Annotated in this window: 27 protein-coding genes and 2 pseudogenes; 14 read left to right on the top strand and 15 right to left on the bottom strand. The window is 71.3% G+C overall.

Going from position 1 to position 22,986, the window contains the following annotated elements; translation table 11 throughout:
* Both ACF9IK_RS16675 and ACF9IK_RS16670 read left to right on the top strand, forming a co-directional pair.
* Nucleotides 1–1,830: an acyl-CoA dehydrogenase gene (locus tag ACF9IK_RS16675; protein ID WP_395294986.1), complete on the top strand. Its 1,830-nt coding sequence runs from the start codon at nucleotides 1–3 to the stop codon at nucleotides 1,828–1,830.
* A 315-nt stretch (nucleotides 1,831–2,145) separates the two neighbouring features.
* A complete protein-coding gene (locus ACF9IK_RS16670) occupies nucleotides 2,146–3,456 on the top strand; it encodes a M18 family aminopeptidase (protein WP_395294985.1) in 1,311 nt (436 codons plus the stop codon).
* 34 nt (nucleotides 3,457–3,490) lie between these two features.
* On the opposite strand, the pseudogene ACF9IK_RS37045 reads toward ACF9IK_RS16670, so the two are convergent.
* Both ACF9IK_RS37045 and ACF9IK_RS16665 read right to left on the bottom strand, forming a co-directional pair.
* Nucleotides 3,491–3,858, bottom strand: a pseudogene (locus ACF9IK_RS37045) (IS30 family transposase); the annotation flags it as partial.
* Nucleotides 3,859–3,910: 52 nt separating this feature from the next.
* Complete coding sequence (locus ACF9IK_RS16665) at nucleotides 3,911–5,731, bottom strand: NHL domain-containing thioredoxin family protein (protein WP_395294984.1); 1,821 nt, start codon at nucleotides 5,729–5,731, stop codon at nucleotides 3,911–3,913.
* Nucleotides 5,732–5,919: 188 nt separating this feature from the next.
* Here ACF9IK_RS16665 and ACF9IK_RS16660 point away from each other — a divergent pair.
* The 4 genes and pseudogenes from ACF9IK_RS16660 to ACF9IK_RS16645 form a co-directional block, all read left to right on the top strand.
* Nucleotides 5,920–6,042: pseudogene (locus ACF9IK_RS16660) on the top strand (XRE family transcriptional regulator); the annotation flags it as partial.
* A gap of 4 nt (nucleotides 6,043–6,046) precedes the next feature.
* A complete protein-coding gene (locus ACF9IK_RS16655) occupies nucleotides 6,047–6,517 on the top strand; it encodes an NUDIX hydrolase (protein ID WP_395294983.1) in 471 nt (156 codons plus the stop codon).
* Nucleotides 6,518–6,772: 255 nt separating this feature from the next.
* Nucleotides 6,773–7,258 carry an LURP-one-related/scramblase family protein gene (locus ACF9IK_RS16650; RefSeq protein WP_395294982.1) on the top strand — a complete coding sequence of 162 codons (486 nt, stop codon included), beginning with the start codon at nucleotides 6,773–6,775 and terminating at the stop codon, nucleotides 7,256–7,258.
* Nucleotides 7,259–7,429: 171 nt separating this feature from the next.
* Nucleotides 7,430–7,852 (top strand): DUF350 domain-containing protein, encoded by a 423-nt coding sequence (locus ACF9IK_RS16645; RefSeq protein WP_395294981.1) that lies wholly within the window; start codon nucleotides 7,430–7,432, stop codon nucleotides 7,850–7,852.
* An 83-nt stretch (nucleotides 7,853–7,935) separates the two neighbouring features.
* Here the strand turns inward: ACF9IK_RS16645 and ACF9IK_RS16640 are convergent, their stop codons facing one another.
* The gene (locus ACF9IK_RS16640) at nucleotides 7,936–8,304 is read right to left on the bottom strand and encodes a winged helix-turn-helix transcriptional regulator (protein WP_395294980.1); all 369 of its coding nucleotides are present in this window, start codon (nucleotides 8,302–8,304) and stop codon (nucleotides 7,936–7,938) included.
* Nucleotides 8,305–8,400: 96 nt separating this feature from the next.
* Here ACF9IK_RS16640 and ACF9IK_RS16635 point away from each other — a divergent pair, with 96 nt between their 5' ends.
* On the top strand, nucleotides 8,401–9,291 hold the full coding sequence (locus ACF9IK_RS16635) for an NAD(P)-dependent oxidoreductase (RefSeq protein WP_395294979.1): 891 nt from the start codon (nucleotides 8,401–8,403) through the stop codon (nucleotides 9,289–9,291).
* A gap of 61 nt (nucleotides 9,292–9,352) precedes the next feature.
* On the opposite strand, the gene ACF9IK_RS16630 is transcribed toward ACF9IK_RS16635, so the two are convergent.
* Entirely contained in the window at nucleotides 9,353–10,438 is a 1,086-nt protein-coding gene (locus ACF9IK_RS16630) for an aldo/keto reductase (protein ID WP_395294978.1), read from the bottom strand.
* Between the two features lie 291 nt (nucleotides 10,439–10,729).
* Between ACF9IK_RS16630 and ACF9IK_RS16625 the strand changes: the two genes are divergently transcribed.
* The 4 genes from ACF9IK_RS16625 (at nucleotide 10,730) to ACF9IK_RS16610 (ending at nucleotide 14,191) form a co-directional block, all read left to right on the top strand.
* Nucleotides 10,730–11,803 carry a hypothetical protein gene (locus ACF9IK_RS16625; protein ID WP_395294977.1) on the top strand — a complete coding sequence of 358 codons (1,074 nt, stop codon included), beginning with the start codon at nucleotides 10,730–10,732 and terminating at the stop codon, nucleotides 11,801–11,803.
* A gap of 45 nt (nucleotides 11,804–11,848) precedes the next feature.
* A complete protein-coding gene (locus ACF9IK_RS16620; RefSeq protein WP_395294976.1) occupies nucleotides 11,849–12,631 on the top strand; it encodes a hypothetical protein in 783 nt (260 codons plus the stop codon).
* A 49-nt stretch (nucleotides 12,632–12,680) separates the two neighbouring features.
* Complete coding sequence (locus ACF9IK_RS16615; RefSeq protein ID WP_395294975.1) at nucleotides 12,681–13,112, top strand: hypothetical protein; 432 nt, start codon at nucleotides 12,681–12,683, stop codon at nucleotides 13,110–13,112.
* Between the two features lie 140 nt (nucleotides 13,113–13,252).
* On the top strand, nucleotides 13,253–14,191 hold the full coding sequence (locus tag ACF9IK_RS16610; protein ID WP_395294974.1) for a class I SAM-dependent methyltransferase: 939 nt from the start codon (nucleotides 13,253–13,255) through the stop codon (nucleotides 14,189–14,191).
* Between the two features lie 166 nt (nucleotides 14,192–14,357).
* On the opposite strand, the gene ACF9IK_RS16605 is transcribed toward ACF9IK_RS16610, so the two are convergent.
* Nucleotides 14,358–14,678 (bottom strand): DMT family transporter, encoded by a 321-nt coding sequence (locus ACF9IK_RS16605; protein WP_395294973.1) that lies wholly within the window; start codon nucleotides 14,676–14,678, stop codon nucleotides 14,358–14,360.
* Nucleotides 14,679–14,724: 46 nt separating this feature from the next.
* Nucleotides 14,725–15,057 carry a DMT family transporter gene (locus ACF9IK_RS16600; protein WP_395294972.1) on the bottom strand — a complete coding sequence of 111 codons (333 nt, stop codon included), beginning with the start codon at nucleotides 15,055–15,057 and terminating at the stop codon, nucleotides 14,725–14,727.
* A gap of 124 nt (nucleotides 15,058–15,181) precedes the next feature.
* Here ACF9IK_RS16600 and ACF9IK_RS16595 point away from each other — a divergent pair, with 124 nt between their 5' ends.
* Both ACF9IK_RS16595 and cutA read left to right on the top strand, forming a co-directional pair.
* Nucleotides 15,182–15,634: a MarR family winged helix-turn-helix transcriptional regulator gene (locus tag ACF9IK_RS16595; protein ID WP_395294971.1), complete on the top strand. Its 453-nt coding sequence runs from the start codon at nucleotides 15,182–15,184 to the stop codon at nucleotides 15,632–15,634.
* 23 nt (nucleotides 15,635–15,657) lie between these two features.
* Nucleotides 15,658–15,990 (top strand): divalent-cation tolerance protein CutA, encoded by a 333-nt coding sequence (gene cutA / locus ACF9IK_RS16590; protein ID WP_395294970.1) that lies wholly within the window; start codon nucleotides 15,658–15,660, stop codon nucleotides 15,988–15,990.
* Nucleotides 15,991–16,114: 124 nt separating this feature from the next.
* Here the strand turns inward: cutA and metG are convergent, their stop codons facing one another.
* From metG to ACF9IK_RS16545, 9 genes are all read right to left on the bottom strand, one after another.
* Complete coding sequence (gene metG, locus ACF9IK_RS16585) at nucleotides 16,115–17,845, bottom strand: methionine--tRNA ligase (RefSeq protein WP_395294969.1); 1,731 nt, start codon at nucleotides 17,843–17,845, stop codon at nucleotides 16,115–16,117.
* Nucleotides 17,846–17,994: 149 nt separating this feature from the next.
* Complete coding sequence (locus tag ACF9IK_RS16580) at nucleotides 17,995–18,453, bottom strand: hypothetical protein (RefSeq protein ID WP_395294968.1); 459 nt, start codon at nucleotides 18,451–18,453, stop codon at nucleotides 17,995–17,997.
* Nucleotides 18,454–18,515: 62 nt separating this feature from the next.
* Complete coding sequence (locus tag ACF9IK_RS16575; protein ID WP_395294967.1) at nucleotides 18,516–18,758, bottom strand: DUF397 domain-containing protein; 243 nt, start codon at nucleotides 18,756–18,758, stop codon at nucleotides 18,516–18,518.
* A 292-nt stretch (nucleotides 18,759–19,050) separates the two neighbouring features.
* Nucleotides 19,051–19,308 (bottom strand): hypothetical protein, encoded by a 258-nt coding sequence (locus tag ACF9IK_RS16570; protein WP_395294966.1) that lies wholly within the window; start codon nucleotides 19,306–19,308, stop codon nucleotides 19,051–19,053.
* A gap of 97 nt (nucleotides 19,309–19,405) precedes the next feature.
* Entirely contained in the window at nucleotides 19,406–20,257 is an 852-nt protein-coding gene (locus ACF9IK_RS16565) for a helix-turn-helix domain-containing protein (protein ID WP_395294965.1), read from the bottom strand.
* The gene (locus ACF9IK_RS16560; RefSeq protein ID WP_395294964.1) at nucleotides 20,254–20,766 is read right to left on the bottom strand and encodes a DUF6879 family protein; all 513 of its coding nucleotides are present in this window, start codon (nucleotides 20,764–20,766) and stop codon (nucleotides 20,254–20,256) included. The genes ACF9IK_RS16565 and ACF9IK_RS16560 overlap by 4 nt, the downstream gene beginning before the upstream one ends.
* Nucleotides 20,750–20,962 (bottom strand): hypothetical protein, encoded by a 213-nt coding sequence (locus ACF9IK_RS16555; RefSeq protein WP_395294963.1) that lies wholly within the window; start codon nucleotides 20,960–20,962, stop codon nucleotides 20,750–20,752. The genes ACF9IK_RS16560 and ACF9IK_RS16555 overlap by 17 nt, the downstream gene beginning before the upstream one ends.
* Before the next feature lie 177 nt (nucleotides 20,963–21,139).
* Nucleotides 21,140–21,340, bottom strand: coding sequence for a DUF397 domain-containing protein (locus ACF9IK_RS16550; protein WP_395294962.1), 201 nt, complete (start codon nucleotides 21,338–21,340; stop codon nucleotides 21,140–21,142).
* A gap of 2 nt (nucleotides 21,341–21,342) precedes the next feature.
* On the bottom strand, nucleotides 21,343–22,188 hold the full coding sequence (locus ACF9IK_RS16545; protein WP_395294961.1) for a DUF5753 domain-containing protein: 846 nt from the start codon (nucleotides 22,186–22,188) through the stop codon (nucleotides 21,343–21,345).
* Between the two features lie 340 nt (nucleotides 22,189–22,528).
* On the opposite strand from ACF9IK_RS16545, the gene ACF9IK_RS16540 reads away from it, so the two are divergent.
* Nucleotides 22,529–22,945 (top strand): ATP-binding protein, encoded by a 417-nt coding sequence (locus ACF9IK_RS16540; RefSeq protein ID WP_395294960.1) that lies wholly within the window; start codon nucleotides 22,529–22,531, stop codon nucleotides 22,943–22,945.
* The last annotated feature ends 41 nt before the right edge of the window (nucleotides 22,946–22,986 follow it).

The raw sequence follows: 22,986 nt of genomic DNA, 5'->3' as shown, positions 1-22,986 counted from the left end.
ATGGGTCACTACAAGTCCAACCTGCGGGACGTGGAGTTCAACCTCTTCGAGGTGTTCGGCCGCGAGCAGGTCTACGGCACCGGACCGTTCGCGGACATGGACGTCGAGACCGCGAAGAACATCCTGAGCGAGATCGCGCGCCTCGCCGAGAACGACCTCGCCGCGTCCTTCACCGACACCGACCGCAACCCGCCGGTCTTCGACCCCGAGACCAACACCGCGCCGGTCCCGGCCACCTTCAAGAAGAGCTACCAGACCTACATGGACGCCGAGTGGTGGCGTCTGGGCATCCCGGAGGAGATCGGCGGCCAGGTCACGCCGTCCTCGCTGATCTGGGCCTACGCCGAGCAGGTCCTGGGCTCCAACCCGGCCATCTGGATGTACTCCTCCGGCCCGGCCTTCGCCGGCGTCGTGCACGACGAGGGCACCGAGGAGCAGAAGAAGGTCGCCCAGCGGATGACCGAGCGCCTCTGGGGCGCCACCATGGTCCTCACCGAGCCGGACGCCGGCTCGGACGTGGGCGCCGGCCGCACCAAGGCGATCAAGCAGGAGGACGGCTCCTGGCACATCGAGGGTGTGAAGCGCTTCATCACCTCGGGCGAGCACGACATGTCCGAGAACATCATCCACCTGGTGCTGGCCCGCCCCGAGGGCGGCAAGCCGGGCACCAAGGGCCTGGGCCTCTACATCGTCCCGAAGTTCGACTTCGACTGGGAGACCGGCGAGCTCGGCGAGCGCAACGGCGTCTACGCCACCAACGTCGAGCACAAGATGGGCCTCAAGGCGTCCAACACCTGTGAGATGACCTTCGGTGCCAAGCACCCGGCCAAGGGCTGGCTGCTGGGCGAGACCGTCGACGGCATCCGCCAGATGTTCAAGATCATCGAGTTCGCCCGCATGATGGTCGGCACGAAGGCCATCGCCACCCTCTCCACCGGCTACCTGAACGCCCTGGAGTACGCCAAGGAGCGCGTGCAGGGCGCCGACATCTCGCAGTTCCTGGACAAGACCGCCCCGCGCGTCACCATCACCCACCACCCGGACGTGCGCCGGTCGCTGCTGACCCAGAAGGCCTACGCCGAGGGCATGCGTGCGCTGGTCCTGTTCACCGCGTCCACCCAGGACGACATGCTGGCCGCCCGCCTGCGCGGCGAGCGCGACGAGGCCGCCGAGCGCCTGAACGACCTGCTCCTCCCGATCGTCAAGGGCTACGGCTCGGAGAAGTCCTACGAGCAGCTCGCCCAGTCCCTGCAGACCTTCGGCGGCTCCGGCTACCTGCAGGAGTACCCGATCGAGCAGTACATCCGGGACGCCAAGATCGACACCCTCTACGAGGGCACCACCGCGATCCAGGGCCAGGACTTCTTCTTCCGCAAGATCGTCAAGGACGGCGGCCAGGCGCTGACCGCGCTGTCCGAGCAGATCCAGAAGTTCCTCGCCACCGCCGAGGGCGGCGACGCCCTGGCCGCCGAGCGCGAGCTGCTCGCCAAGGCCGCCGGCGACCTGGAGGCGATCGTCGGCAAGCTGCTGGCGGACCTCTCCTCGGTCGAGCAGGACGTCAAGAACATGTACAAGGTGGGCCTCAACACCACCCGCCTGCTGCTGGTCTCCGGCGACGTCGTGGTCGGCTGGCTGCTGCTGCGCCAGGCCGCGGTGGCCCTGGCCAAGCTGGAGGCCGGCGCCTCCGAGAAGGACGTCGCGTTCTACCAGGGCAAGGTGGCCGCGGCCCGCTTCTTCGCCAAGAACGTGCTGCCGACCGTCGCCCCGCAGCGCCTGATCGCCGAGGGCATCGACAACGAGATCATGGAGCTGGCGGAGGAGGCGTTCTGACGCCGCGCACCCCACTGACCGCCTGACGAACCCTCACGACGAAGGGCCCGGTACCGCACCGGGCCCTTCGTCGTTCCCCGCCGCCGAGCCCCGTCGTGCCCCGTCGTGCCCCGCCGCCGAGCCCCGTGACGACCGTCCGCGACCGGGCGGTGCCCTTGGGTGTCCGGCTCCCCGGCGCAGTGTCAGTTCACGTTTCTGTCTGTGTTCTGCATCCGTTGGGACGTTCCGAGTGTCATGTCCGTGTACGGGCATATGCTCAAGGTGCGAAGCCGAACCCCCCATCCGGCTCCGGCCCTCCCTCGACCCAGGAGCAGCATGTCGACCGCCGCCCGTCAGGCCTACTTCGACCGGAAGCACACCGATGATCTGATCGCCTTCCTCGGTACCTCACCGTCGCCGTACCACGCGGTCGCCAGCGCCGCCGAGCGGCTGGAGAAGGCGGGCTTCCGGCAGGTCGCCGAGACGGACGCCTGGGACGCCTCGGCCGGGGGTCGGTACCTGGTCCGCGGCGGCGCGCTGATCGCCTGGTACGTGCCGGAGGGCGCCAGCCCGGAGACGCCGTTCCGGGTGGTCGGCACCCACACCGACTCGCCCAACCTGCGCGTCAAGCCGCTGCCGGACACCGGCTCGGCGGGCTGGCGGCAGGTCGCGGTGGAGATCTACGGCGGCGTGCCGCTGAACACCTGGCTCGACCGCGACCTCGGCCTCTCCGGGCGACTGGCCCTGCGGGACGGCAGCGTGCGGCTGGTGCAGCTGGACGAGCCGCTGCTGCGCGTGCCGCAGCTGGCCATCCACCTGGACCGCCAGGTCAACGAGGGCATGAAGCTCGACAAGCAGCGCCACCTCACCCCGATCTGGGGCCTCGGCCCGGTCGACGAGGGCGGCCTGATCGAGTACGTCGCGCAGCGCGCCGGCGTCGAGGCCGCCGACGTGGCCGGCTGGGACCTCATGACCCACGACGTGCAGCCCGCCTCCTACCTCGGCCGGGACCGCGAGCTGCTGGCCGGTCCACGGCTGGACAACCTGCTCTCGGTGCACGCCGCGACCGCCGCGCTGGCCGCCGTCGCCACCGCCGCCGGCGGCGGTGCCGAGGTGCCGTACATCCCGGTGCTCGCCGCCTTCGACCACGAGGAGACCGGCAGCGAGTCGGACACCGGCGCGCAGAGCCCGCTGCTCGGCAACGTGCTGGAGCGCACCGTCCACGCCCGTGGCGGCAGCCGCGAGGACCGCGCCCGGGCGCTGGCCGGCACCGTCTGCCTCTCCTCCGACATGGGCCACGCCGTCCACCCCAACTACAGCGAGCGGCACGAGCCGGGGCACCACCCGATGCCCAACGGCGGCCCGATCCTGAAGGTCAACGTCAACAACCGGTACGCCACCGACGGCGTCGGCCGGGCGGTGTTCGCCGCGGCCTGCGACAAGGCCGGCGTGCCGTGGCAGACCTTCGTCTCCAACAACGCCATGCCCTGCGGCACCACGATCGGCCCGATCACCGCGGCCCGGCTGGGGATCGCCACGGTGGACTGCGGCATCGCCGCGCTCTCCATGCACTCGGCCCGCGAGCTGTGCGGCGCGGAGGACCCGTACCTGCTGGCGAGCGCGATCAAGGCCTTCCTGGAGGGCTGACGGCCCCAGGCCGGACGCGTTCCACGCCGGAGGCCCGGCTCGTCGTGGACGGGCTGGGCCCGGGCCCCCGGCGATCGCCCGTACCGCGGCCCTCTCCCGCAGCCGGCCCGGCGATGTGGATCCGCTCGGCCGTGCGCAGATGCCGGGAAGCGGCAGAAGGCGGCACCACCCTGCGAATCGGTGGTGCCGCCTTCTGCCGCTGCCCGGCTCCGCGGCCGTGGCGCCACTTCCGGCCGGTCCGGCGGGCGATGCCGACGATCCGGCACGCCTCGGGCTCGTGCAGCCCTGCTGCACGAGCCGGGAGCGTGCCTCCCGCTCCCGGCTCGGCCTCACGGGCCCCTGGGTCGTCCGGTCCTCGCCGGTCTCGAAGTCCCCTGCATCCGCCGAGCCGGCGTGCTGCAACGACTCCCGGAGCCCGGGAACCCCCGCCGGGCTGCGGCCGGTGCCCCGGTGCCTACTCCATGCCGGCGAGCACCAGCGGCAGCCGGCTCGCGCCGTCTGCGACCAGCTTCACCGGCACGCCCCAGTCCTGCTGGTGGACGTGGCAGGACGGGTACTCGATCTCCGGGTCGTCGTCGCAGGACGCGGCCATCGCCGAGACGTGCAGCACGCCCTCGGCCACCTCTGCGGAGAGCACCAGCTCGCGGGTGAGCGCCGTGTCGGCACCCGCGCCGGAGACCAGCAGCTCGGGCGGGGTGGAGCTGACCAGGAGCCGGGTGGACGGGCCGTAGCGCTCGTCCAGCTTCTGACCGGTGGGCGCCCGGAAGACCACGTCCAGCGTGAACGTACCGGGCGCGACCTCGGTGGCGGCCCGCTGGGTGCGGTGCGCGACCGACTCGACCCGGACGGCCTCCTCGGGCAGCCGCAGCCTGGTCAGCCGGTGCCGCGCCGACTCCACCACCACGATGTCGTCGTCCACCAGCAGCGCGCCGGAGGGCTCGCGCAGGTCGGTGGCCAGCGTGGTCACCTCGCCGCTCGCCGGGTCGAAGCGGCGCAGCGCGTGGTTGTAGGTGTCGCTGACGGCCACCGAACCGTCGGGCAGCACGGTGACGCCCAGCGGGTGCTGGAGCAGCGCCTGGTCGGCGGCGCCGTCCCGGTGGCCGAAGTCGAACAGGCCGGTGCCGACGGCGCTGTGGACGGTCCTCGTTTCACGTGAAACCCACCGCAGCGCGGAGGTCTCCGAGTCGGCCACCCAGAGCCGCTCGCCGTCCGCCGAGACGGCGAGCCCGGACGGCTGGGCGAACCACGCCTCGTCGACCGGGCCGTCGACCAGGCCCTCGTTGGTGGTGCCGGCGGCGACGCCGACGGTGCCGTCGGCGGGGTCGAAGGACCAGAGCTGGTGGACGCCGGCCATGGCGATCCAGACGCTGCCGTCGAACCAGGCGACGTCCCAGGGCGAGGAGAGGTCCACCTCGCGGGCCGGCCCCGCGGTGGCCGAACCCTGCCACCACTGCCGGCCGGTGCCGGCCAGGGTGGTGGTGTGGCCGTCGCTCAGCCGGACACCGCGCAGCGCGTGGTTGACGGTGTCGGCCACGATCACGTCGTGGTCGAGGCCGGCGTCGGCCGGCACCAGGACCAGGCCCTGGGGCTCGCTGAACCGCGGGCTGGTGCCGTCGACCAGGCCGCGCACGCCGTCGCCGATCCGGCGGACGACGGTCTCGCCGTCCTCGGCCAGCTCGACCAGTGAGTGGTGGCCGGAGTCGGCGACCAGGAAGTGGCCGTTCGGCAGCCGGACGGCCTTGCCGGGGAACTTGAGGTCGCCTGCGGTCGGCTCCGGCGGCACGTAAGGGCCGTCGCCGCGCCGCAGTGTGCCCTTGGCGGCGTGCTCGGCCTCCAGCTCCTCCACCAGCCGGGCGATCGCGTGCGCGTGTCCCTCGCCGGCGTGCTGGGCGACCACGTAGCCCTCCGGGTCGATCACCACCAGCGTCGGCCAGGCCCGCACCGCGTACTGCTTCCACGTTGCCAGCGCCGGGTCGTCCAGCACCGGGTGGTGCACCTCGTACCGGGCCACGGCGTCCACCACGGCCTGGTGGTCGGCCTCGTGGACGAACTTGGGTGAGTGGACGCCGACGATCACCACGGTGTCGCGGTGCTTCTCCTCCAGCTCCCGCAGCTCGTCCAGGACGTGGAGGCAGTTGATGCAGCAGAACGTCCAGAAGTCCAGTACGACACACTTACCTCGCAGGTCGGCAAGCTTGAGTTCCTTACCGCCTGTGTTGAGCCATCCACCGGCGCCGACCAGCTCGGGGGCGCGGACACGTGCACGAGAAGCCATGCCCCAATCAAACCTCACGGCCACTGCCCGCATTCCGGGCGCCTCGGAATGGGCCCGTGGCCCGGCCACCCCGTGGTGCGTCGGGCAGCCGGGCCGGTCTGGAGCTTCTAGCCGAGCCGGTGGCGCAGCCAGGCGAGCCAGTGGGCGCTGAGGGCGTCCCAGTGCTGGCCGGGGGCGGGGAACGCCCAGTCAACGCCTTCGGGGCCCCGGTCTGGCACCTGCGGAGGACCGGCGCGGGGACGCTCTTCGACACCTTTGCTGCGGGTTTCGACGCAGTGTGGAACGCCGCCCTACCCGTTGAGGAGAGCTGATCACGTGGCACGCACCGAGTTCTACGACGATCCCAACGCGCCCAAGCCAAACCGGCTGGTGGTGGCAGCGTCCGCAGTGGTAACCGATGACGACGGGTGCATCCTGCTTCAACGACGTACCGACAATGGCCTGTACGCGCTGCCGGGCGGCACGATGGATCTTGGCGAGTCGCTTCCGGGAGCGGCCGTTCGGGAGGTTCGTGAAGAGACCGGCCTTGACGTCGAGATCACTGGTCTCGTCGGCACGTACACCGATCCGCGACACGTGATCGCCTACTCGGACGGCGAGGTGCGGCAACAGTTCAACGTCTGCTTCACAGTGCGCATCACGGGTGGAGAACTCCGGATCTCCAACGAGTCGACCGATCTCCAGTTTGTAGCGCCGGACGCCATTGGAGACCTGCCGATGCACCACACCCAGCGACTCCGGCTTCGGCACTTCCTTGAGCACCGGGCGACCCCCTACCTGGGGTAGGGCGCCGGCGACGACGGCCTCCACCCCGCCCCCCGCAAAGAGAGGCAGGGGCCGTCATGGTGCTCGGGACCGGTCGGTCCCGGATATCGGAGTCGTCACCGGACTCCGGTGCCGCCCGCCCGGACGGCCGACGGGGCCGCGCGGTGGTGCCCCGCGGTGGTGCCCCGCGGTGGTGCCCCGTGGCGGTGCTTCCCGGAACGGGGGTGGATCGGGTCGAATGGCGGGCGGGGGCACGTTCACACCCGAGGAGGCACTGTGCGGTACCTGGTCAGAGAGAAGCTCTTCGCGATCGGCGACGACTACTGGATCGAGGACGACCGCGGGAACAAGGCGTTCCTGGTGGACGGCAAGGTGCTGCGGCTGCGGCACACCTTCGAGCTGAAGGACGCCGACGGCAGGGTGGTCGTGGTGGTGCGGGAGAAGGCCTTCACCGTGCGGGACGCGATGCGGATCGAGAACGCCGACGGCGACACCGTGGCCACCGTGCGGGAGAAGCTGTTCACGCCGTTCCGTGACAAGTACCGGGTGGAGCTGGCCGGTGGCGGCGAGCTGGAGGTCCACGGGGACCTGATCGACAAGGACTACCGGATCGAGGACGAGCGCGGGGCCGAGCTCGCCCGGATCTCCCGCAAGTGGTTCCGCATCCGGGACAGCTACGGGGTGGAGATCGCGGACGGGGCCGACACGGCGCTGCTGCTGGCGGTCGCGGCCTGTGTGGACCACCTGGCCGAGGAGGACTGACCCGGCGGCGTACCGGGGGCGGCCGTGGTGGCGGGCGGTGGCGGTGTCACGCGCTCGATGGTGCGCGTGGGGCGGGACGGTACGGCAGGGGCTCCGGTGCTCTGACCGGATCCAGGGGCATGGGATATCTTTTGCCGATCCTTGACCGTTGGACCCGGGGGGCAGACGCCCATGAACGACATCCTGCACGGCCTCGGTGTGGCCGCCGCCTTCGGCGCCGTCGGCGTCGTGCTGCTGCTCCTCGGCATCCTCCTGGTGGACGTGCTGACGCCGGGCAAGCTCGGCCACCAGATCTGGGTCGAGCGCAACCGCAACGCCGCCGTGCTGCTCAGCTCGGCGCTGCTCGGCATCGGCGGCATCGTCTTCACCGCGATCCTCTACACCTACGAGGACTTCGGGAAGGGCCTGGTCTCCACCGCCTGCTTCGGTCTGCTCGGGCTGGTGCTGATGGCGGTCGCGTTCTGGTTGGTGGACCTGCTGACGCCGGGCAAGCTGGGCGTCATCCTGGTCGACCCCGAGCCGCACCCGGCGGTCTGGGTGTCGGCCAGCTGCAACCTCGCGGTGGCGGCGATCGTGGCGGCCTCGATCGCCTGAGCCGGCCGGCTCAGACGCGGCCCGCCCGGCCCGGCGCGCCACGCCTCTGTGCCCTACGCCTCCGTGCCCCGTGCCTCCGTGCCCTACGCCTCCGGACCCTGTGCCGCAGCAGGATGCGGAGGCACGCCGCGTACGTGGGCGCGGCCCCAGGCGCCCAGCGGGGCCAGCGCCTCGTTGAGCCGCCGGCCCGCCTCCGTCAGCGTGTATTCCACACGCGGTGGCACCTCGTCATACGCCTCTCGGTGCACGATGCCGTCCTCCTCCAGCTCGCGCAGGTGGGCGGCGAGCACCTTCTCGGTGATACCCGACACCAGGCGCCGCAGCTCTCCGAAGCGGCAGCCCGGGCGCTCCCCGAGCGCCCACAGGATCAGCACCTTCCACTTGCCGCCGATGACGTCCATCGCGGCGTCGATCCCGCAGACGTGCGCACCCGGCCTCGGCACCGTCGCCATGCCCACCCTCCCGACCTGCTCGCTCACCCCAGGGTAACCACCCACTCCGAAGTGGGTACTTGATGGCCGGCCGGGGCCGCGGCGAGGCTGATCGGCATGGCAGAGAACACCGTTGACCCCGCTGCGAAGACCCCCGTCACCCTGCTCGGACTCGGCGCGATGGGCGCCGCCCTGGCTCGGGCCTGGCTGGCCGCCGGGCACCCGTTGACCGTCTGGAACCGCACCCCCGCCCGGGCCGAGCCGCTCGCCGCCCTGGGCGCCACCGTCGCCGCAACGGCCGCCGAGGCGATCGCGGCAGGCCGGCTGGTGGTGGTCTGCCTGCTCGACGACGATTCCGTGGCGGAGGCCCTCGACGGTGTCGACCTGGCCGGCCGGGACGTGGTCAACCTGGTCACCAGCACCCCCTCCCAGGCGCGGGCGCGGGCCGCGTGGGTCCGCGGGCGCGGCGCCCGCTACCTCGACGGCGGGATCATGGCCGTCCCGCCGATGATCGGCGTCCCGGTGGCGGGGCCGTACGTCTTCTACAGCGGCTCGCCCGGACTCTTCGCGGAGCACCGCGACACCCTGGCCGTCCCGGCCGGCACCACCTGGGTCGGCGAGGACCCGGGCTTCGCGGCGCTGTACGACGTGGCGCTGCTGAGCGCGATGTACGGGATGTTCGCCGGGGTCGCGCACGCCTTCGCGCTGATCGGGGAGGAGGAGGTCGCGCCGACCGAGCTGGCCCCGCTGCTGTCGTCCTGGCTCACCGCGATGGCCGGGTCGGTGGCGAAGACAGCCGAACGGCTGGAGAGCGGCGACTACACCGGCGGTGTGGTCTCCGCGCTCGCCATGCAGGTGGCGGGCACGCCGACCTTCCTGCGCACCGCCGAGGAACAGGGTGTCAGCGCAGAGCTGCTGGAGCCGTACTTCCGGCTGATGCGGCGCCGGCTCGCCGAGGGCGGCGGGGAGGAGGACCTCGTGGGCGTGGTCGATCTGCTGCGCCGGTAGCCGGGCAGGCGGCAGCCGGGCGACTCGGTCGCCGCCCGGCTGCCCCGGCTGCTGCTCCGCGTCAGCCGGCCGAGGCGCCCTCGGCCACCGGGTCGCCGGCGGCGCGGTCGGCGGCCGGGCGGCGGCGGAGGGCCGGGTCGGTCAGCGCGGGCGGCTGCCAGACGCCGTCCGGGTGGTAGACGTTGGTGCCGGGCGGGACGACGGCGTCGATGCGGTCGAGTACCGCGTCGTCGAGGAGCAGGTCGGCGCCCTTGAGCGCGGCCGCCAGCTGCTCGGCGGTGCGCGGGCCGATGATCACCGAGGTGACCGCCGGGTGCGCCAGCGGGAAGGCGAGGGCCAGCTCGGGCAGGGTGCGGCCGAGGTCCTCGGCGATCGCGGTCAGCCCCTCGACCGCGTCCAGCTTGGCGGCCGTGCCGGGGAGCGCCGGGTCGAAGCGGGCCGGGTGGAGCGCGGCCCGGCCGGTGCCGAGGTCGATCGGGCGGTCCTTGCGGTAGCGGCCGGTGAGGAAGCCGGAGGCGAGCGGACTCCACGTCAGCGCACCCATCCCGAGCCGCTGGACGACCGGCAGCACGTCCCGCTCGATGCCACGGGCGAGCAGCGAGTACGGCGGCTGCTCGGTGCGGAATCGCGGCAGGCCGCGCTTCTCGGCGACGTGGTGGGCCTCGACGAGCTGCTCGGCGGGGAAGGTCGAGCAGCCGAAGGCGCGGATCTTGCCGGCCCGGACGAGGTCCCCGAGCACGCCGAGGGTCTCCTCGATGTCGGTGCGGTGGTCCGGCCGGTGCACCTGGTAGAGGTCGATCCGGTCGGTGCGCAGCCGCCGCAGGCTCTCCTCCACCTCCTGGACGATCCAGCGCCGGGAGTTGCCGCCGCGGTTGCGGCCCTCGCCCATCGGGAAGTGCACCTTGGTCGCGAGCACCACGTCGTCGCGGTTGCCGCGGCTCTGCAGCGCCTTGCCGACGATCTCCTCGGACTCGCCGGCCGAGTACATGTCGGCGGTGTCGACGAAGTTGATGCCCTGGTCGAGGGCGGTGTGGATGATCCGGGCGCAGTCGTCGTGATCGGGGTTGCCGATCGCGCCGAACATCATGGTGCCGAGGCAGTAGGCGCTCACCTCGATGCCGGTGCCGCCGAGGACGCGGTAGCGCATGGTTCAAGTCCCCCTTGTAGGAATCTGCACGGTGGAGTTCGGTGCCGGGCCCGGGTGCCGGGAGTCCGGTGCCCGGAGTCCGCTGGTGGCGGCCCCGTCGGCAGCGGTCCGCCGCTGCTGCCGGTGCCCGCGCGGGGCGGGCTCGGGGCCGTCCGGTGGCTCCGACGATAGGAGTTGGAGTGCGCTCCAACGCAAGGTGTTTCCGTCGGGCGGTGCCCTCCCCCCGCCGGGGGAGCGGGTTCCCCTCCCCGGGGGAGGGCGCCGGCGGGCGGCCGGTGCGAGCTTGGGTGGATGACAGGGATCGAGGTGCGGACGGCGCGGCCGGGCGCCACCGGGTGGACCGGCAGCGGTACGGGCGCGGCCGTGTGGGGCGTCGGGTACGCGGTGTTCGGCACGGTCTGCGCGGTGACCGGGACACCGTTGTTCGGCACCGACCGGCTGGGGTGGGCGGTCGCTGCGGTGGGTGCGGCCGCGGTGGTGGCCGGGGCGGTCGCGTCCCGTTCGGCCCACGCCGCCCCGGCGCACGGCGGGGTGCTGCGCCCGGTCCTGCGGACGCTCTGCGTCCTGGCCGGCGCGGCGGCGTTCGGCCTTCTGATGGACGTGATCACGCTGCTCTTCAACCAGGCCGTGGACAGCGGTCCCGGCGCGGTCCTGCACGCCCTGTCGGCGCTCGGCGCCCTCCTGCTGGCGGCCACCGCGCACCCGGCCCGCACCGCCGGCACCGCCGGCACCGCCGCCGCCCGCGAAGGTGCCGCCGGCCGCACCGGCCGGCCGCAGCCGTCCGCGGCCTCCGGCCCGGTCCAACTGGCCGCACTGGCCGGGAGCCTGGCGTTCGTTCCCTACGCCGGGATGAAGCTGACCTGGGCGTTCGGCGGCACGTTCGCGGGCGTCAGCGGCGCCGAGATGCGGGCTGCCGCCGAACGCAACGGCGCCTCCGGCCTCTGGCTCACCCTGGAGTCCTGGGGCGTGGACGCCACCGCCCTGCTGGCGGCGCTCGGCGTCTTCCTGCTCTGGGGCCTGGTCCGGCCGTGGGGCCAGGTCTTCCCGCGCTGGACCCTGCCCCTGCGCGGGCGCCGCGTCCCGCGCTGGCTCCCGCTCACCCCCGCCCTGCTCGGCGCCGCCACCCTCGCCCCGTACGGCATCGTCGGCATCGGCTACGCGGCGCTGGGCACCACCGGTCTGGTGACGATCCCGCTCGGCGACTTCCCGACCGAGGCCGACGTCCTGCTGGTCTGCTGGCTCGGCCTCGGCGCCTTCGCGGTCTACGGCGTCGCCCTGGCCGCCGCCGCCCGCTCCTACTGGCACCGCACCGCTCCCACCCCGCTCCCGCCACAACCCCTTGAGCCCGCCCCCGGCCGTGCCTAGGATCGCGTAGCGGCCAGTGGGGTGGGGCGAGGGCGAGGGGCGCGGGTGACGGCTACTCAGCGGATGCGGATCGTCGACGGCACACTGAAGTTCTTCGCGTTCGGCTTCGGTTCCGGAGCGTTCGTCTTCAGCACCCTGGCCGGCTCCAACAGCGACCGGCAGGTGGAGTTCATCCTCTACGGCATCGCCACCACCGGCCTCACCGTGCTGGTCGGATCGGTGGAGGCGCGGCGTGCGCGGACGGTGCACGGGCAGGTCGAGGCGCTGGCCCGGGAGACGTCCCGGGGTCTGAACGAGCTGGTGACGGCGCTTGCTCCGGGGGCCACCTTCACCGCCAACATCAGTGGCATCCTGGCCGCTTCGGGGGATCCGAGCGCCGAGCGCGGGCGGCTCGACCAGGCCGTCGCGGCGGCCGCCGCGCGGATCCACCACTCCTGCCGCGGGGCCTACTACTCCTGGGACCCGGCGACCACGACCTTCACCTGCCGCGGGCGCTCCCTCGACTCGGCGTCGCCGGTGGAGCGGATCGGCCCCGGCGACTTCGGCATCGGTGCGCTGCGCAAGGTCGTCACCACCGGCCGGGTGTTCCGCCGCACCGGCACGAAGTCCTACTTCCGGGGCAACGTCCCCGGCACGCCGGCCGACGACGCGGTGGTGATCGTCCGGGTGCAGGCGGGAAACGTGCCACTCGGCGTTCTCGCCGTGGACGCGAAGGCGGACACCTGGAGCGACGCCTTCAGCGAACCGGACCAGCAGGAGTTCAGCGACCAGAACGTCCGCCAACTGCTGGTGCTGGCCGATCTGCTGGCCGGTGGGCTGGCCCGCTGAACACGACGGCACAGGGGGCCGGCGAGGCCGGATCCGGGAGGAGGAACGTGTGAGCAGTGGCTACAACGCGGTGCCCGGCGGGCCGGGCCGGCGGGGCTTCCGCCGGCGGGCGGTCCGGGTGGAGCGGGACTGGGAGGAAGGCGACATCGAGCCCTACTTCTTCGATCCGGGAGAGTTCACCGGGAGCGGCGGCGAGGGGGACGCGGCCGCGCAGATCGAGGAGATCCACCGGAGCCTGCCGGGCAGCAGGCTCGGGCTCTCGTACGCGGTCCTCGGCTCGGCCGCACTCGCGTTGCTGCTCTGGCTGTACTCCCACACCGTGTGGGCCTTCGCACCGGCCGGACTGGCGGTTCTGGCGACGGGGGTGCTGGCCTGGTTCCACGTGACGGACCGGGCCGACCGGGGCCGGCGCCGGGCGGCGCTCCTGGGCCGCGGTCACCGGGAAGGCCCCCCGGTCGAGACCGAGTTCCGGGAGCGCTGAGGTTCACCGCTCGGGGCCTCCGACCCGCGCTGGTTTGCGGAAGTGGCAACCGTGCTTGCCGTCGGCGTGAGGGCGGGCGCAGCCTGGCGGTGGAGGTGGCCGGTACGGGCGGCACCCCACCCACCGTGAGGGAGGACGGCATGACCAACCACGAACAGCGCGAGGGCCACGGCCACGGGCAGGCCCACGGACACACGCACACCCACACCCACGCCCACGCCTGCGGCCGCCGGGCGTCCGGCGTCGAGCCGGACTGGGACGCCCTCGCCGCCTACCTGGAGCGCGAGGGCGAGCTGCACGCTCCCGCGTTCACCCAGGCCGCCGGGTGGCTGCGCGAGCTGCGGGGCGGTGCCGCGGTCGGGCGGGTGCTGGACGTCGGCAGCGGCCCCGGTGTGGTCGCGGGCCTGCTGGCCGAGACCTTCCCGCGCGCCGACGTGGTCGCCGTGGACCGGTCGGCCGCCCTGCTGGAGCACGCCCGGACCCGTTCGTCCGGCCGTGTCGCCACGCAGCAGGCCGACCTTCCGAGCGACTTCGGTCTGCTCGGGGCGGCCGACCTGATCTGGTCCTCGCAGACCGTCCACCATCTGGGCGACCAGCAGGCCGCGTTGACCGCGCTGGCCGGCTCGCTGCGCCCCGGCGGTCTGCTGGCCGTCGCCGAGCGCGGGCTGCCGCTGCGGTTCCTGCCGCGGGACATCGGCCTCGGCCGCCCCGGCCTGCAGGCCCGGCTGGATGCGGCCCACGAGGACGCGTTCAGCCTGATGCGCGCCGAACTCCCCGACACCACGGCCGTGGTGGAGGACTGGCCGGCCATGTTGGCCAAGGCCGGACTCGTCCCCGCGGGCAGCCGGACCTTCCTGGCCGAGTGGCCGGCTCCGCTCGACCCGCAGGTTCGCGAGCACCTGCACGGGCACCTGGTCCGGCGGCGCGACCAGCTCACCGGGCAGTTGGACGCGGAGGACCTCGCGACCCTGGACGAACTGCTCGACCCCGATGCGCCCGCCGGCGTTCTCGCCCGTCCGGACGCCTTCTTCCTGGTCGCGGTCACGGTGCACACCGCCCGTGCGGGTGAAGCGTCCTGAGGACCCCGGGTCCTCGGCGGTCCGGCTCGCGGTGCCGGCCGGTGCCCTCGCGCGGGGCCGGCACCGCTGGGCACCGGCCGGACCGGCACCTTCCTCGCGTCGGCCACGGCCGGTCTTGCCGACGGGGTGCGGGTCGAGTCCACGATCGAGTGAAACCGACGGCCGGTCAGCTGCCGGTGGCCAGCTTCAGGGTGATGGCGCCGGCGATGATCGAGGCGAACGAGAGCAGTTTGGGCAGGGTGATCCGCTCCTTGTAGATCAGGGCGCCGAAGAGCACGGTGCCGATCGAGCCGAGCCCGGTCCAGATGGTGTAGCCGACGCTGACGTCCAGCGTCCGCAGCGCGAGGCTGAGCGTGAAGATGCCGCCGGCGGCCGCGAGCAGCGTCAGGACGGACGGCCAGAGCTTGGTGAAGCCCTGTGTGGCGTTGGTGCCGAGGGCGAAGACGATCTCGAAGACGACGGCGATCGCGAGGAAGATCCAGGCCATGGTGGCGTGCTCCTTGGTGGAGTGGGACGTCGGGTGGCGGGGAGGGTCAGGCGCTCGCGCCGAGCCGGTCGGAGAGCTTCAGCCCGAGCACCCCGCCGATGATGAGGACGAAGGCGGCGACCTTGCCGGCGTTCATCGACTCGTCGAAGATCACGGTGCCGAGCACGACGGTGCCGACCGAGCCGATCCCGGTCCACACCGTGTAGCCGACGCCGACGTCGAGGGTCTTGAGGGCGAGGCTGAGGAAGAAGATCCCGCCGGCGGCCGCCGCTGCGGTCAGCAGGGACGGGCCCGGCTCCGTGAAGCCGTGTGTGGCGTTGGTGGCGAGGGCGAAGACCACCTCGAAGACCGAGGCGATGAGCAGGTGGATCCAGGCCATGGAGCGAAACCCCCCGGGTTCACTGTCCTTGCATGCATGTATGTGCAAATTGATTGGAACTGGGCAAGAGCATGCATGTACAAGTAACCTGTGTCAACCGCCCCAGCCGTCAGGAGCCGCACCGATGCCCACGGAACCCACTCCCACCAGCGGTGATTCGGATGCCAGGATGTGGAGCAGGCTGACCGCGCTGCACGCCCAGGTGGAGAGCCGGCTCGCCGCCGCGCTGCAGCGCCGGCACGGTCTCGGGCTCTCCGAGTACCGCGCCCTCGGCCTGCTCGCCGAGGCGCCCAGGGGCGAGCTGCGGATGCAGGACCTCGCCGCCGGCCTCGGCCTCAACCAGAGCTCCGTCACCCGCCTGGTCGCCCGCCTGCACGCGGCGGACTTCACCTACCGGGACTCGTGCCCCGACGACAAGCGCGGCGTCTACACCGTCATCACCGAGTCCGGCCGCGCCCGCCGCCAGGAGGCCCGTGCCACCTACGAGGAGACCCTCGGAACGGCCCTCGACGAGGCGGCCGCCGGCACCCCCGACCTCGCCCCGCTGCTCGACACCGCTCGCCGCTCCCTCGGCTGACCGGCGCGCGGTACGGTCGCGGCATGCCGGCAACCACCCCTGAAGTCGTCGTGGTGACCACCACCCACGAAACCGAGGACAAGGCGCGCGCCCTCGCCGCCGCAGTCGTCCGCGAGCGCCTGGCCGCCTGCGCGCAGGTCCACCCGATCCGCTCGCTCTACTGGTGGGACGGCGCGGTGCAGGACAGCGCCGAGTGGCGCGTGGACCTCAAGACCCGCGCCGACCTCGCCGACCGCCTCACGGCCTTCATCGGCGCGCACCACGACTACGACACCCCGGAGGTCGTCGTCGTCCCGGTGACCGCCGGCAGCCCGGCGTACCTCGACTGGGTGGCCGCGGAGACCGCCGCGGACTGAGCCGACCGGAAACGGCCCGGCCTCCCCGCTGTGCACGACAGTGGGGAGGCCGGGCCGTTCTCGTTTCCTGCTCGGCCCCGTCCGGGCCTGCTTCGCCGTCCTGCCCGCGGTCCTGCCCGTCGTCCTACTCGCCGCCGCCGAAGCGGGCGGACCAGGCGGCCAGGTCGTCGTCGGTGATCTTCGCGAAGAGCACCGGCGGCACGGTGAAGGCCGTCCCGGCCGGCACCGCGTCCAGCGCGCGGGCCTCGTCCGCGCTCACCCAGCGCCGGGTCCGCGCCGGGGCGTCCTCGGCGAGCGCGAACGCGTCGCGCATCGCGCCGGCCGCGGTCGGGATGAACGGCTCGGAGACCACCGCGTAGAGGTGGATCAGGTTCATCGCCGTCCGCAGGGTCAGCGCGGCCGCCTCCGGGTCCGTCTTCACCTGCTTCCAGGGCGCCTTCTCGTCCAGGTACGCGTTGCCCGCGCTCCACAGCGTGCGCAGGCTCTGCGCGGCCTTGCGGAAGTTCAGCGCGTCCAGCTGGGCCTCGTACTCGGCCAGCAGCTCGGCGATCTGCGCGCCCAGCCGCTCCTCGGCCTCGCCCGCCGCGTCCCCGGCCGGGACGTCGTCGCCGAACCGCTTGCGGCTGAACGAGAGCACCCGGTTGACGAAGTTGCCGAGGGTGTCGGCGAGGTCCTTGTTGACGACGGAGGCGAAGAGGTCCCAGGTGAAGCTGGAGTCGTCCGACTCGGGGGCGTGCGCCATCAGGAAGTAGCGCCAGTAGTCGGCCGGCAGCAGCTCCAGCGCGACGTCCGTGAAGATGCCCCGCTTCTGGCTGGTGGAGAACTTCCCGCCGTAGTACGTCAGCCAGTTGAAGGCCTTGACGTAGTCGACCTTCTTCCACGGCCTGCGCGAGCCCAGGATGGTCGCCGGGAACATCACCGTGTGGAACGGGACGTTGTCCTTGGCCATGAACTCGGTGTAGCGGACCGTCTCGTCGGCCTCGTACCACCAGGACTTCCAGTCCCGGAGCTCGCCGGCCGGTGCCGCGTCCGCCCACTCCTTGGTGGCGCCGATGTACTCGATCGGGGCGTCGAACCAGACGTAGAAGACCTTGCCCTCGGCCGCCAGCTCCGGCCACACGTCGGCCGGCACCGGCACGCCCCACTCCAGGTCGCGGGTGATCGCACGGTCCTGCAGACCCTCGGTCAGCCACTTGCGGGCGATCGAGGACGCGAGCACCGGCCACTGGTCGCCGTGCGTCGCGACCCACGCCTCGACCTGTTCGGTCAGCTTCGACTGGAGCAGGAACAGGTGCTTGGTCTCGCGGACCTCAAGGTCCGAGCTGCCGCTGATCGCCGAGCGCGGCTCCAGCAGATCCGTCGGGTCGAGCACGCGGGTGCAGTTCTCGCACTGGTCGCCGCGCGCCTTGTCGTAGCCGCAGTGCGGGCAGGTGCCGACGATGTAGCGGTCCGGAAGGAAGCGGCCGTCGGTGATCGAGTACACCTGGCGGATCGCCCGCTCCTCGATGAAACCGTTGGCGTGCAGCTCGCGGGCGATCTCCTGGGTGATCTCCCGGTTCTGCGGCGACGAGCTGCGCCCGAAGTAGTCGAACGAGAGTCGGAAGCCGTCGTAGACCGCCTTCTGCTGGTCGTGCGCCTGCGCGCAGAACTCCGCCACCGGCAGCCCGGCCTCCTGCGCGGCCAGCTCGGCCGGCGTCCCGTGCTCGTCGGTGCCACAGATGTAGAGCACCTCGTGCCCGCGCTGGCGCAGGTAGCGGGAGTAGACGTCCGCGGGGAGCATGGACCCGACCATGTTGCCCAGGTGCTTGATCCCGTTGATGTACGGAAGGGCGCTGGTGATCAGGTGCCGAGCCATCCTCGGATGCTCCAATTTCTCCTGCACGCACCCCTACCCCGGAGTGCCGTGACAGGCGCAGGGTCTGGGGGCCGCAACGGGAGCCCGGCACACGCGCCGACTCCCGGGCTGCCTCACAGAGCGGAAGTCCACTGTGGGCAGCCCCGAGTCTATCGAGGCCGGGGGCCGTGCTCGCGCCCATTCTGCCGCTCGGACACCGGGGACGGCCGGGACACCTCCCCGACCGGGCACCGCAGCCCGGGCCAGGCCCTGCTGGGACAGGCGACCACGTAGTGCCCCGACCACCGGCTGTCGGACACCCAACGGGACCAGACGAGATCGTCGCCCCGACCCAGCCGCTCCTCCGCGTACCGCCGCCGCCGTTCGGTCGGACACCACGGGTCCCCGCCGGGTGTGTGGCTCTCGTAGCGGGCGGCCAGCCAGGCGGTGGCCTGCTCCGGCTCCGTCCAGGTGCCCCGGATCTGTAGGGCGGGGCGGAGCAGCCACCAGCCGGTCATCATCGGTGGCAGCTCCGAGAGCCGGAAGCCGCCGCCCTCCACCGGCCGCCGCTCGGCCTCCCGCGCCAGCAGCCGCCCGTCACCGGCCCACTCGTAGCCGTGGAAGTGCACGTCGTTCCTCCTCGTGGGGCCCGGGCCGTCCGCGCCAACCGCGGACGGCCCGGGCGGACGAGCTATGCCGAGAGCCCGAAGCGCGTCGGGTCGATGCCGGCCGCGTCCAGCTCGTCGGCCGTGAAGAGCAGCGGCCGGACATCGGGCCGCTTGCTGTCCCCGAGGGCGAAGACACCGGGGGCGTCGGGCACGGCGCCGAGCGTCACGCACGACTCGCCGCCGTCCCCACCGCCCTGGTTGCCGCCGCAGGAGCGCTTGAACTCAACAGTGGTGAGGTCGAGTTCGTAGAGGTTGAAGTGATCCATCGCGTGCACCTCTCTGGTGATCCGGGGCGCAACAGGCCCCGCCCCGGCCCGTGTGTTCGGGCGGGGAGAAGTTGGATGAAGAAGGAGCGACAGCTACCCGCGAGCGGCCTGCTGCTCGAAGAACCCGCCTGGCGTGTCATCCGGCGGCACGAGGTCGGAAACGCGGACGACTCGCTCCCGCCCTCCCCTCAACGGCCGGACGTAGAGCCCGGATCGGCGAATCGCCATCACCTCGACCGCGTTCCTGGTTCCGCGCTCGTAGACCCGCTGACCGACTCTCGGTTCCCACCCCTCAGTCACGGCGGACACCATCACTCAGCCGCCGCACGAGTTCGCCGGACGGGACGCGTCGCCGCGGCCCGTCCGGCGTGAAGAGCGGATGCACGATCGCCATCCCGTCGCTCTCACTGACCAGTTCGACCATCAGGCCGGTGGTGAGGTCGAACCGGATCGGATTGTTCTCGATCAGGGAAAGAAGCTCTGCAATGGTCCGGCGACGCCCCGGCGCGCGGCTCGGATCGGCCGGTTCGATGGAATCTGGAACGGACATGGCGGGCTCCCGCGTCTCTCGGCGTTGTCGGGTGAGACACCAGGCTATTTCCGGAAAGGGGCGGTTCCACGATTATTCGCGTAGCTGCATGGATTCGCTACGCGCAGCCCCGGAAGTCCTCAGACCACTGTGTGATCAGGCTCCTGGCGTCGTCTCCGAACACCGACTCGCCCGAGAAGTAGTCAAACAGGTCCCGATAGTGATCCAAATCCTTGGGGTCGCGCAGTACGAGCCGCCCGGTGAACAGTTCGATGGTCACCAGCTTGGTGCCGTAGACAGTAAAGGTGTGAAACGGGGCGTCAGCTACCTGAGTCGAGAGCGGCAGAATTCCCATCGTGACATTGGGGAATCGCGAAACGGAGACCAGCCTGTCCAGCTGTACAGCCATGATCGCCGGATCGCAGAGCTTCCAGCGGACGGCGGACTCGGTCAGCAGGAAGTCGAACCGCTTGCTCCGGTCGTACAGGACGGACTGCCGCTCCAGCTTGAGCGCAATCGCCTGGGAGACGTCACAGTTCGCAGGGTCGACCGGAGGGATCATGGCCGTGCGCATGTATTCGGGTGTCTGGAGCAGCCCGGAGAGCATCGCGGGAAGAAAGTAGCGGATGCGCTTGGCACCGGCTTCGAGCGCCCCTAATTCGCGTTGGCGAAGGTGTAGTCCGCGGCGGACGGAGGCGCGCACGTCCTCGTACTCGGCGTTGGCGATGCTCGCCAGCGCAAGGAGCTCTCGCGCCAGTTCCTCGTCGACGCCCAGCGCGTTCAGTATCTGCTGGACGTCGACGACGGAAGGCAGCGTCTTCCCGGTCTCGATCCGGGAGACCTTGCTCTGACTCATGCCGCAGCGGACGGCCAGGCGCTCACCGGACAACCCGGAGGCGCGCCGGAGATCCTTGAGCGCTGCTGCGAGGTCTCGGCGCTGCTCTCCGGCCCTGCCGGGGTCGTGGGTCAATCTGAGCTGTACTCCAGGAACGGCACCGACACGGAGATCGCGAGGTCGCGCCAGCGCCGGTATTGCTTCAGGTCCGGGTTGGCCAGGAGTTCTCTACCGACCTGTGCCCCGTCGGGCCGGTACCGCATGTCGACCACGTTGACGTCGTCGAACATCCAGAAGTCCTGATCGGGTAGGCCGGGATTCTGCCGGTCGGTGAGGTCGAGAATCCTGATGTCCTCGCCGGCCGCGACGTTGAACGCGTACGCCGCGAACTCATAGCGCAGATAGTCCGATAGGGGCCGAGTGAGAACGCGGACGCGGTTGATGGTCCGGCCGGTTTCGCGGAAGTGTCGTACCCGGGTCAGCCACGGATCGTCATCGGGGATGTGGAGTTCTCCTGTGGCCAGGAACTCCCGGTACTCCTCGTCCTCGTCCGGCATGGCGTAGAAGCTCCGGGTCTCCAACCGGAATGCCTCACGCTCGAACGAGTCGAAGAACGTGCGCCAGGCGTCACCAGCCAAGAGCACGGAACGCCTCCCGAAGCACGCCCTCGGGGATCTCCACGACGGCCTCGCCGTCGGGCGTCCGACGATCCACGGTGTACCCCTGGACGGCAATGGTGCCCCGGTCCGTGGTGTAGACGGTCGGGCAGTCGTCATTGCGGCAGTCCGGGTCGCCGCCCGCGATCCTCGTCAGCTCCACTGCTCCTCCTCCATCTTCCATGCGGATTCGTGATGAGGACACTAGGGAGGCATCAGCGGAGGAGCAAGGATCATGCACGTTCCTGCATGGACTCGCGGTCCAATGGCCGGTGCCGCAGCGCCTCGACTCGGCGTGTACATCGGGTTCTGTCTCCCGGTGGCCCCCTGCGTGGAGCAAGGGGCCACCGGGACGATGCGGCTAGAGGCCGACGAAGTGGTCGAACTCGCCGGCCTGGACGCCCTGGACCCAGAGGGCGAACTTCTTCTGGGTCGTGACGACGATGGTGTCGGGATCGTCGGACTCGCGGATCTCGATCATGCCGTCGGGGCGGACGCGGACCTCTATCGAGTTGCCACCGTCCTGCGTGCTGGTGCTCGACTTCTGCCACTGCTTGGACATCACTACGTCTCCAATTCCAGTCCGTGCTTGATGTGTTGGACCACTCCCCAGGAGTCCCGTACGGAGTCGGGGCGGGTGGAGGTTCGTGTGTCTCCAGCGGGGAGGGCGAGTCGGCTGAGGGCCTCGAACCTGCTTCGATACTTCTCCAGGGCCTCTGGCGCGTCGGTGAACTCGGAGACGCCGGGGTGGTCGATGACCACGGTGGACAGCGCGCTGGAGCGCGGTTCCGTGATGAGGAACGGGCCGCTGTACGGCAGTGTGGCCTTGACGCTGAACGGGAACACCTGGATGGTCACGTTCGGCCTCTCCCAAACTTCGAGCAGGTGGGCCAGCTGGCGCCGCATCGCGTGCTTATCGGCGAACGACATCAGCAGCGCGGCCTCGTGGATGACGAACCGGAACTCGGCCAAGCTGTTGAGGATCTGCTGGCGTTCGAGCCGAAATGACACAGCGTCGTCGATCTGTTCGTCGGAGAGCGGCGCCTCGCTGTTCTGGAAGGTCCGGCGAATGTACTCCTCGGTCTGGAGGAGGCCGGGGATGAAGAAGGTCTCGTAGCTCAGGTAAGCCCGGGTGGCCCAGTGCTCCAGCTCGGCGAGATCCAGGGCGAACGCGGGAACCCTCCGCCTGTGCTTGTTCCACCAGCCCTTGCCGTCGCTGGCTCCAAGTGAGGCCAGCGTCGCTAGATAATCCTCATCCGTGCAGGCGTACAAGGATGCCAGTGCGCGCATCCTGGTTTCATCGAGGCCGGTCCGGGCGGCCTCGATGTGGTTGAGCTGCGGGCCTCGCATGCCGACATGCGCCGCCGCGGCCTGCACTGCGATGTCGGCACGTAGTCGAAGCCGACGCACCTCGGCTCCGTACCGGCGCTGACGCTCGCTGATGTGTGCTCGTAGAGCCAAAGTCTGCCCCCTTCCCGTGGCATCGGCAGTGTTGCGCGCGGGAGCGGCGCCGCGCCACTCGCTCGGCGGGCCGGCCCAGCTTCACCCTTCCGAGTGGTTGCACTAATGAGGGGGTGAGACTACCTTGAGTAGCGCCTCACTTACTGATGGTTTGTCAGTGATCCCGAAGTGCACCCCGGATGGGCACGTGCAGGCTGCCGACGCCTGCCCGCCTGATCGCCGGCAGGGGCAGGCCACGGGTGACGGCCCTCCATGATCACTCCGACCTCCATTGGACTGGAGAACTGCCATGTCCCTTCCCTGCCTTCGCCCTCCCTCGGCCGAGTCCGCCGGGGAGTTCAGGCTCGACCTCTTCCCGCCGGCCACCCCGCAAGTCGTGGGGGTGCTCCGCCGGCTCCTGCGGGACATGCTCGGATCCGTCGGGCTCGACCATGACGCGCCCTGCCTCATCCTCTCCGAGCTCGTGACGAACGCCCTCGTGCACGGGGGAGGCGCCCCCGCGGTCGTGCTCGAACTCCGCGACGGCAGGCTCTACATCACGGTCTCGGACGCCTCCCCCGTCCCCGTCGTCCGCCGGGCCCCGGACACCGCACGAACCGGCGGCCGGGGGCTTGACCTCGTGGACGCGCTTGCCGATGAATGGGGTGTGGAACTCATCGGGTCGTATGGCAAGGCAGTCTGGGCCATTTCGGCGGTCAGTGTCTGATGGCCGTCCTGCTGCTGGCCGGGTTGTTCGTCTCCCTGCTC

The sequence above is a fragment of the Kitasatospora hibisci genome (genome assembly GCF_043950205.1).
GTDB classification, from domain to species: Bacteria; Actinomycetota; Actinomycetes; order Streptomycetales; family Streptomycetaceae; genus Kitasatospora; species Kitasatospora hibisci.
Note: the sequence above shows the minus strand (reverse complement) of the source record. Positions and strands in the feature narration are given on the sequence as shown.

Coding starts and splice junctions, on each gene's coding strand:
- ACF9IK_RS16675 (WP_395294986.1), top strand. CDS start 1: ATGGGTCACTACAAGTCCAACCTGCGGGACGTGGAGTTCAACCTCTTC.
- ACF9IK_RS16670 (WP_395294985.1), top strand. CDS start 2,146: ATGTCGACCGCCGCCCGTCAGGCCTACTTCGACCGGAAGCACACCGAT.
- ACF9IK_RS16665 (WP_395294984.1), bottom strand. CDS start 5,731: ATGGCTTCTCGTGCACGTGTCCGCGCCCCCGAGCTGGTCGGCGCCGGT.
- ACF9IK_RS16645 (WP_395294981.1), top strand. CDS start 7,430: ATGAACGACATCCTGCACGGCCTCGGTGTGGCCGCCGCCTTCGGCGCC.
- ACF9IK_RS16640 (WP_395294980.1), bottom strand. CDS start 8,304: ATGGCGACGGTGCCGAGGCCGGGTGCGCACGTCTGCGGGATCGACGCC.
- ACF9IK_RS16635 (WP_395294979.1), top strand. CDS start 8,401: ATGGCAGAGAACACCGTTGACCCCGCTGCGAAGACCCCCGTCACCCTG.
- ACF9IK_RS16630 (WP_395294978.1), bottom strand. CDS start 10,438: ATGCGCTACCGCGTCCTCGGCGGCACCGGCATCGAGGTGAGCGCCTAC.
- ACF9IK_RS16625 (WP_395294977.1), top strand. CDS start 10,730: ATGACAGGGATCGAGGTGCGGACGGCGCGGCCGGGCGCCACCGGGTGG.
- ACF9IK_RS16610 (WP_395294974.1), top strand. CDS start 13,253: ATGACCAACCACGAACAGCGCGAGGGCCACGGCCACGGGCAGGCCCAC.
- ACF9IK_RS16605 (WP_395294973.1), bottom strand. CDS start 14,678: ATGGCCTGGATCTTCCTCGCGATCGCCGTCGTCTTCGAGATCGTCTTC.
- ACF9IK_RS16600 (WP_395294972.1), bottom strand. CDS start 15,057: ATGGCCTGGATCCACCTGCTCATCGCCTCGGTCTTCGAGGTGGTCTTC.
- ACF9IK_RS16595 (WP_395294971.1), top strand. CDS start 15,182: ATGCCCACGGAACCCACTCCCACCAGCGGTGATTCGGATGCCAGGATG.
- cutA (WP_395294970.1), top strand. CDS start 15,658: ATGCCGGCAACCACCCCTGAAGTCGTCGTGGTGACCACCACCCACGAA.
- metG (WP_395294969.1), bottom strand. CDS start 17,845: ATGGCTCGGCACCTGATCACCAGCGCCCTTCCGTACATCAACGGGATC.
- ACF9IK_RS16575 (WP_395294967.1), bottom strand. CDS start 18,758: ATGGATCACTTCAACCTCTACGAACTCGACCTCACCACTGTTGAGTTC.
- ACF9IK_RS16570 (WP_395294966.1), bottom strand. CDS start 19,308: ATGTCCGTTCCAGATTCCATCGAACCGGCCGATCCGAGCCGCGCGCCG.
- ACF9IK_RS16555 (WP_395294963.1), bottom strand. CDS start 20,962: ATGGAAGATGGAGGAGGAGCAGTGGAGCTGACGAGGATCGCGGGCGGC.
- ACF9IK_RS16550 (WP_395294962.1), bottom strand. CDS start 21,340: ATGTCCAAGCAGTGGCAGAAGTCGAGCACCAGCACGCAGGACGGTGGC.
- ACF9IK_RS16540 (WP_395294960.1), top strand. CDS start 22,529: ATGTCCCTTCCCTGCCTTCGCCCTCCCTCGGCCGAGTCCGCCGGGGAG.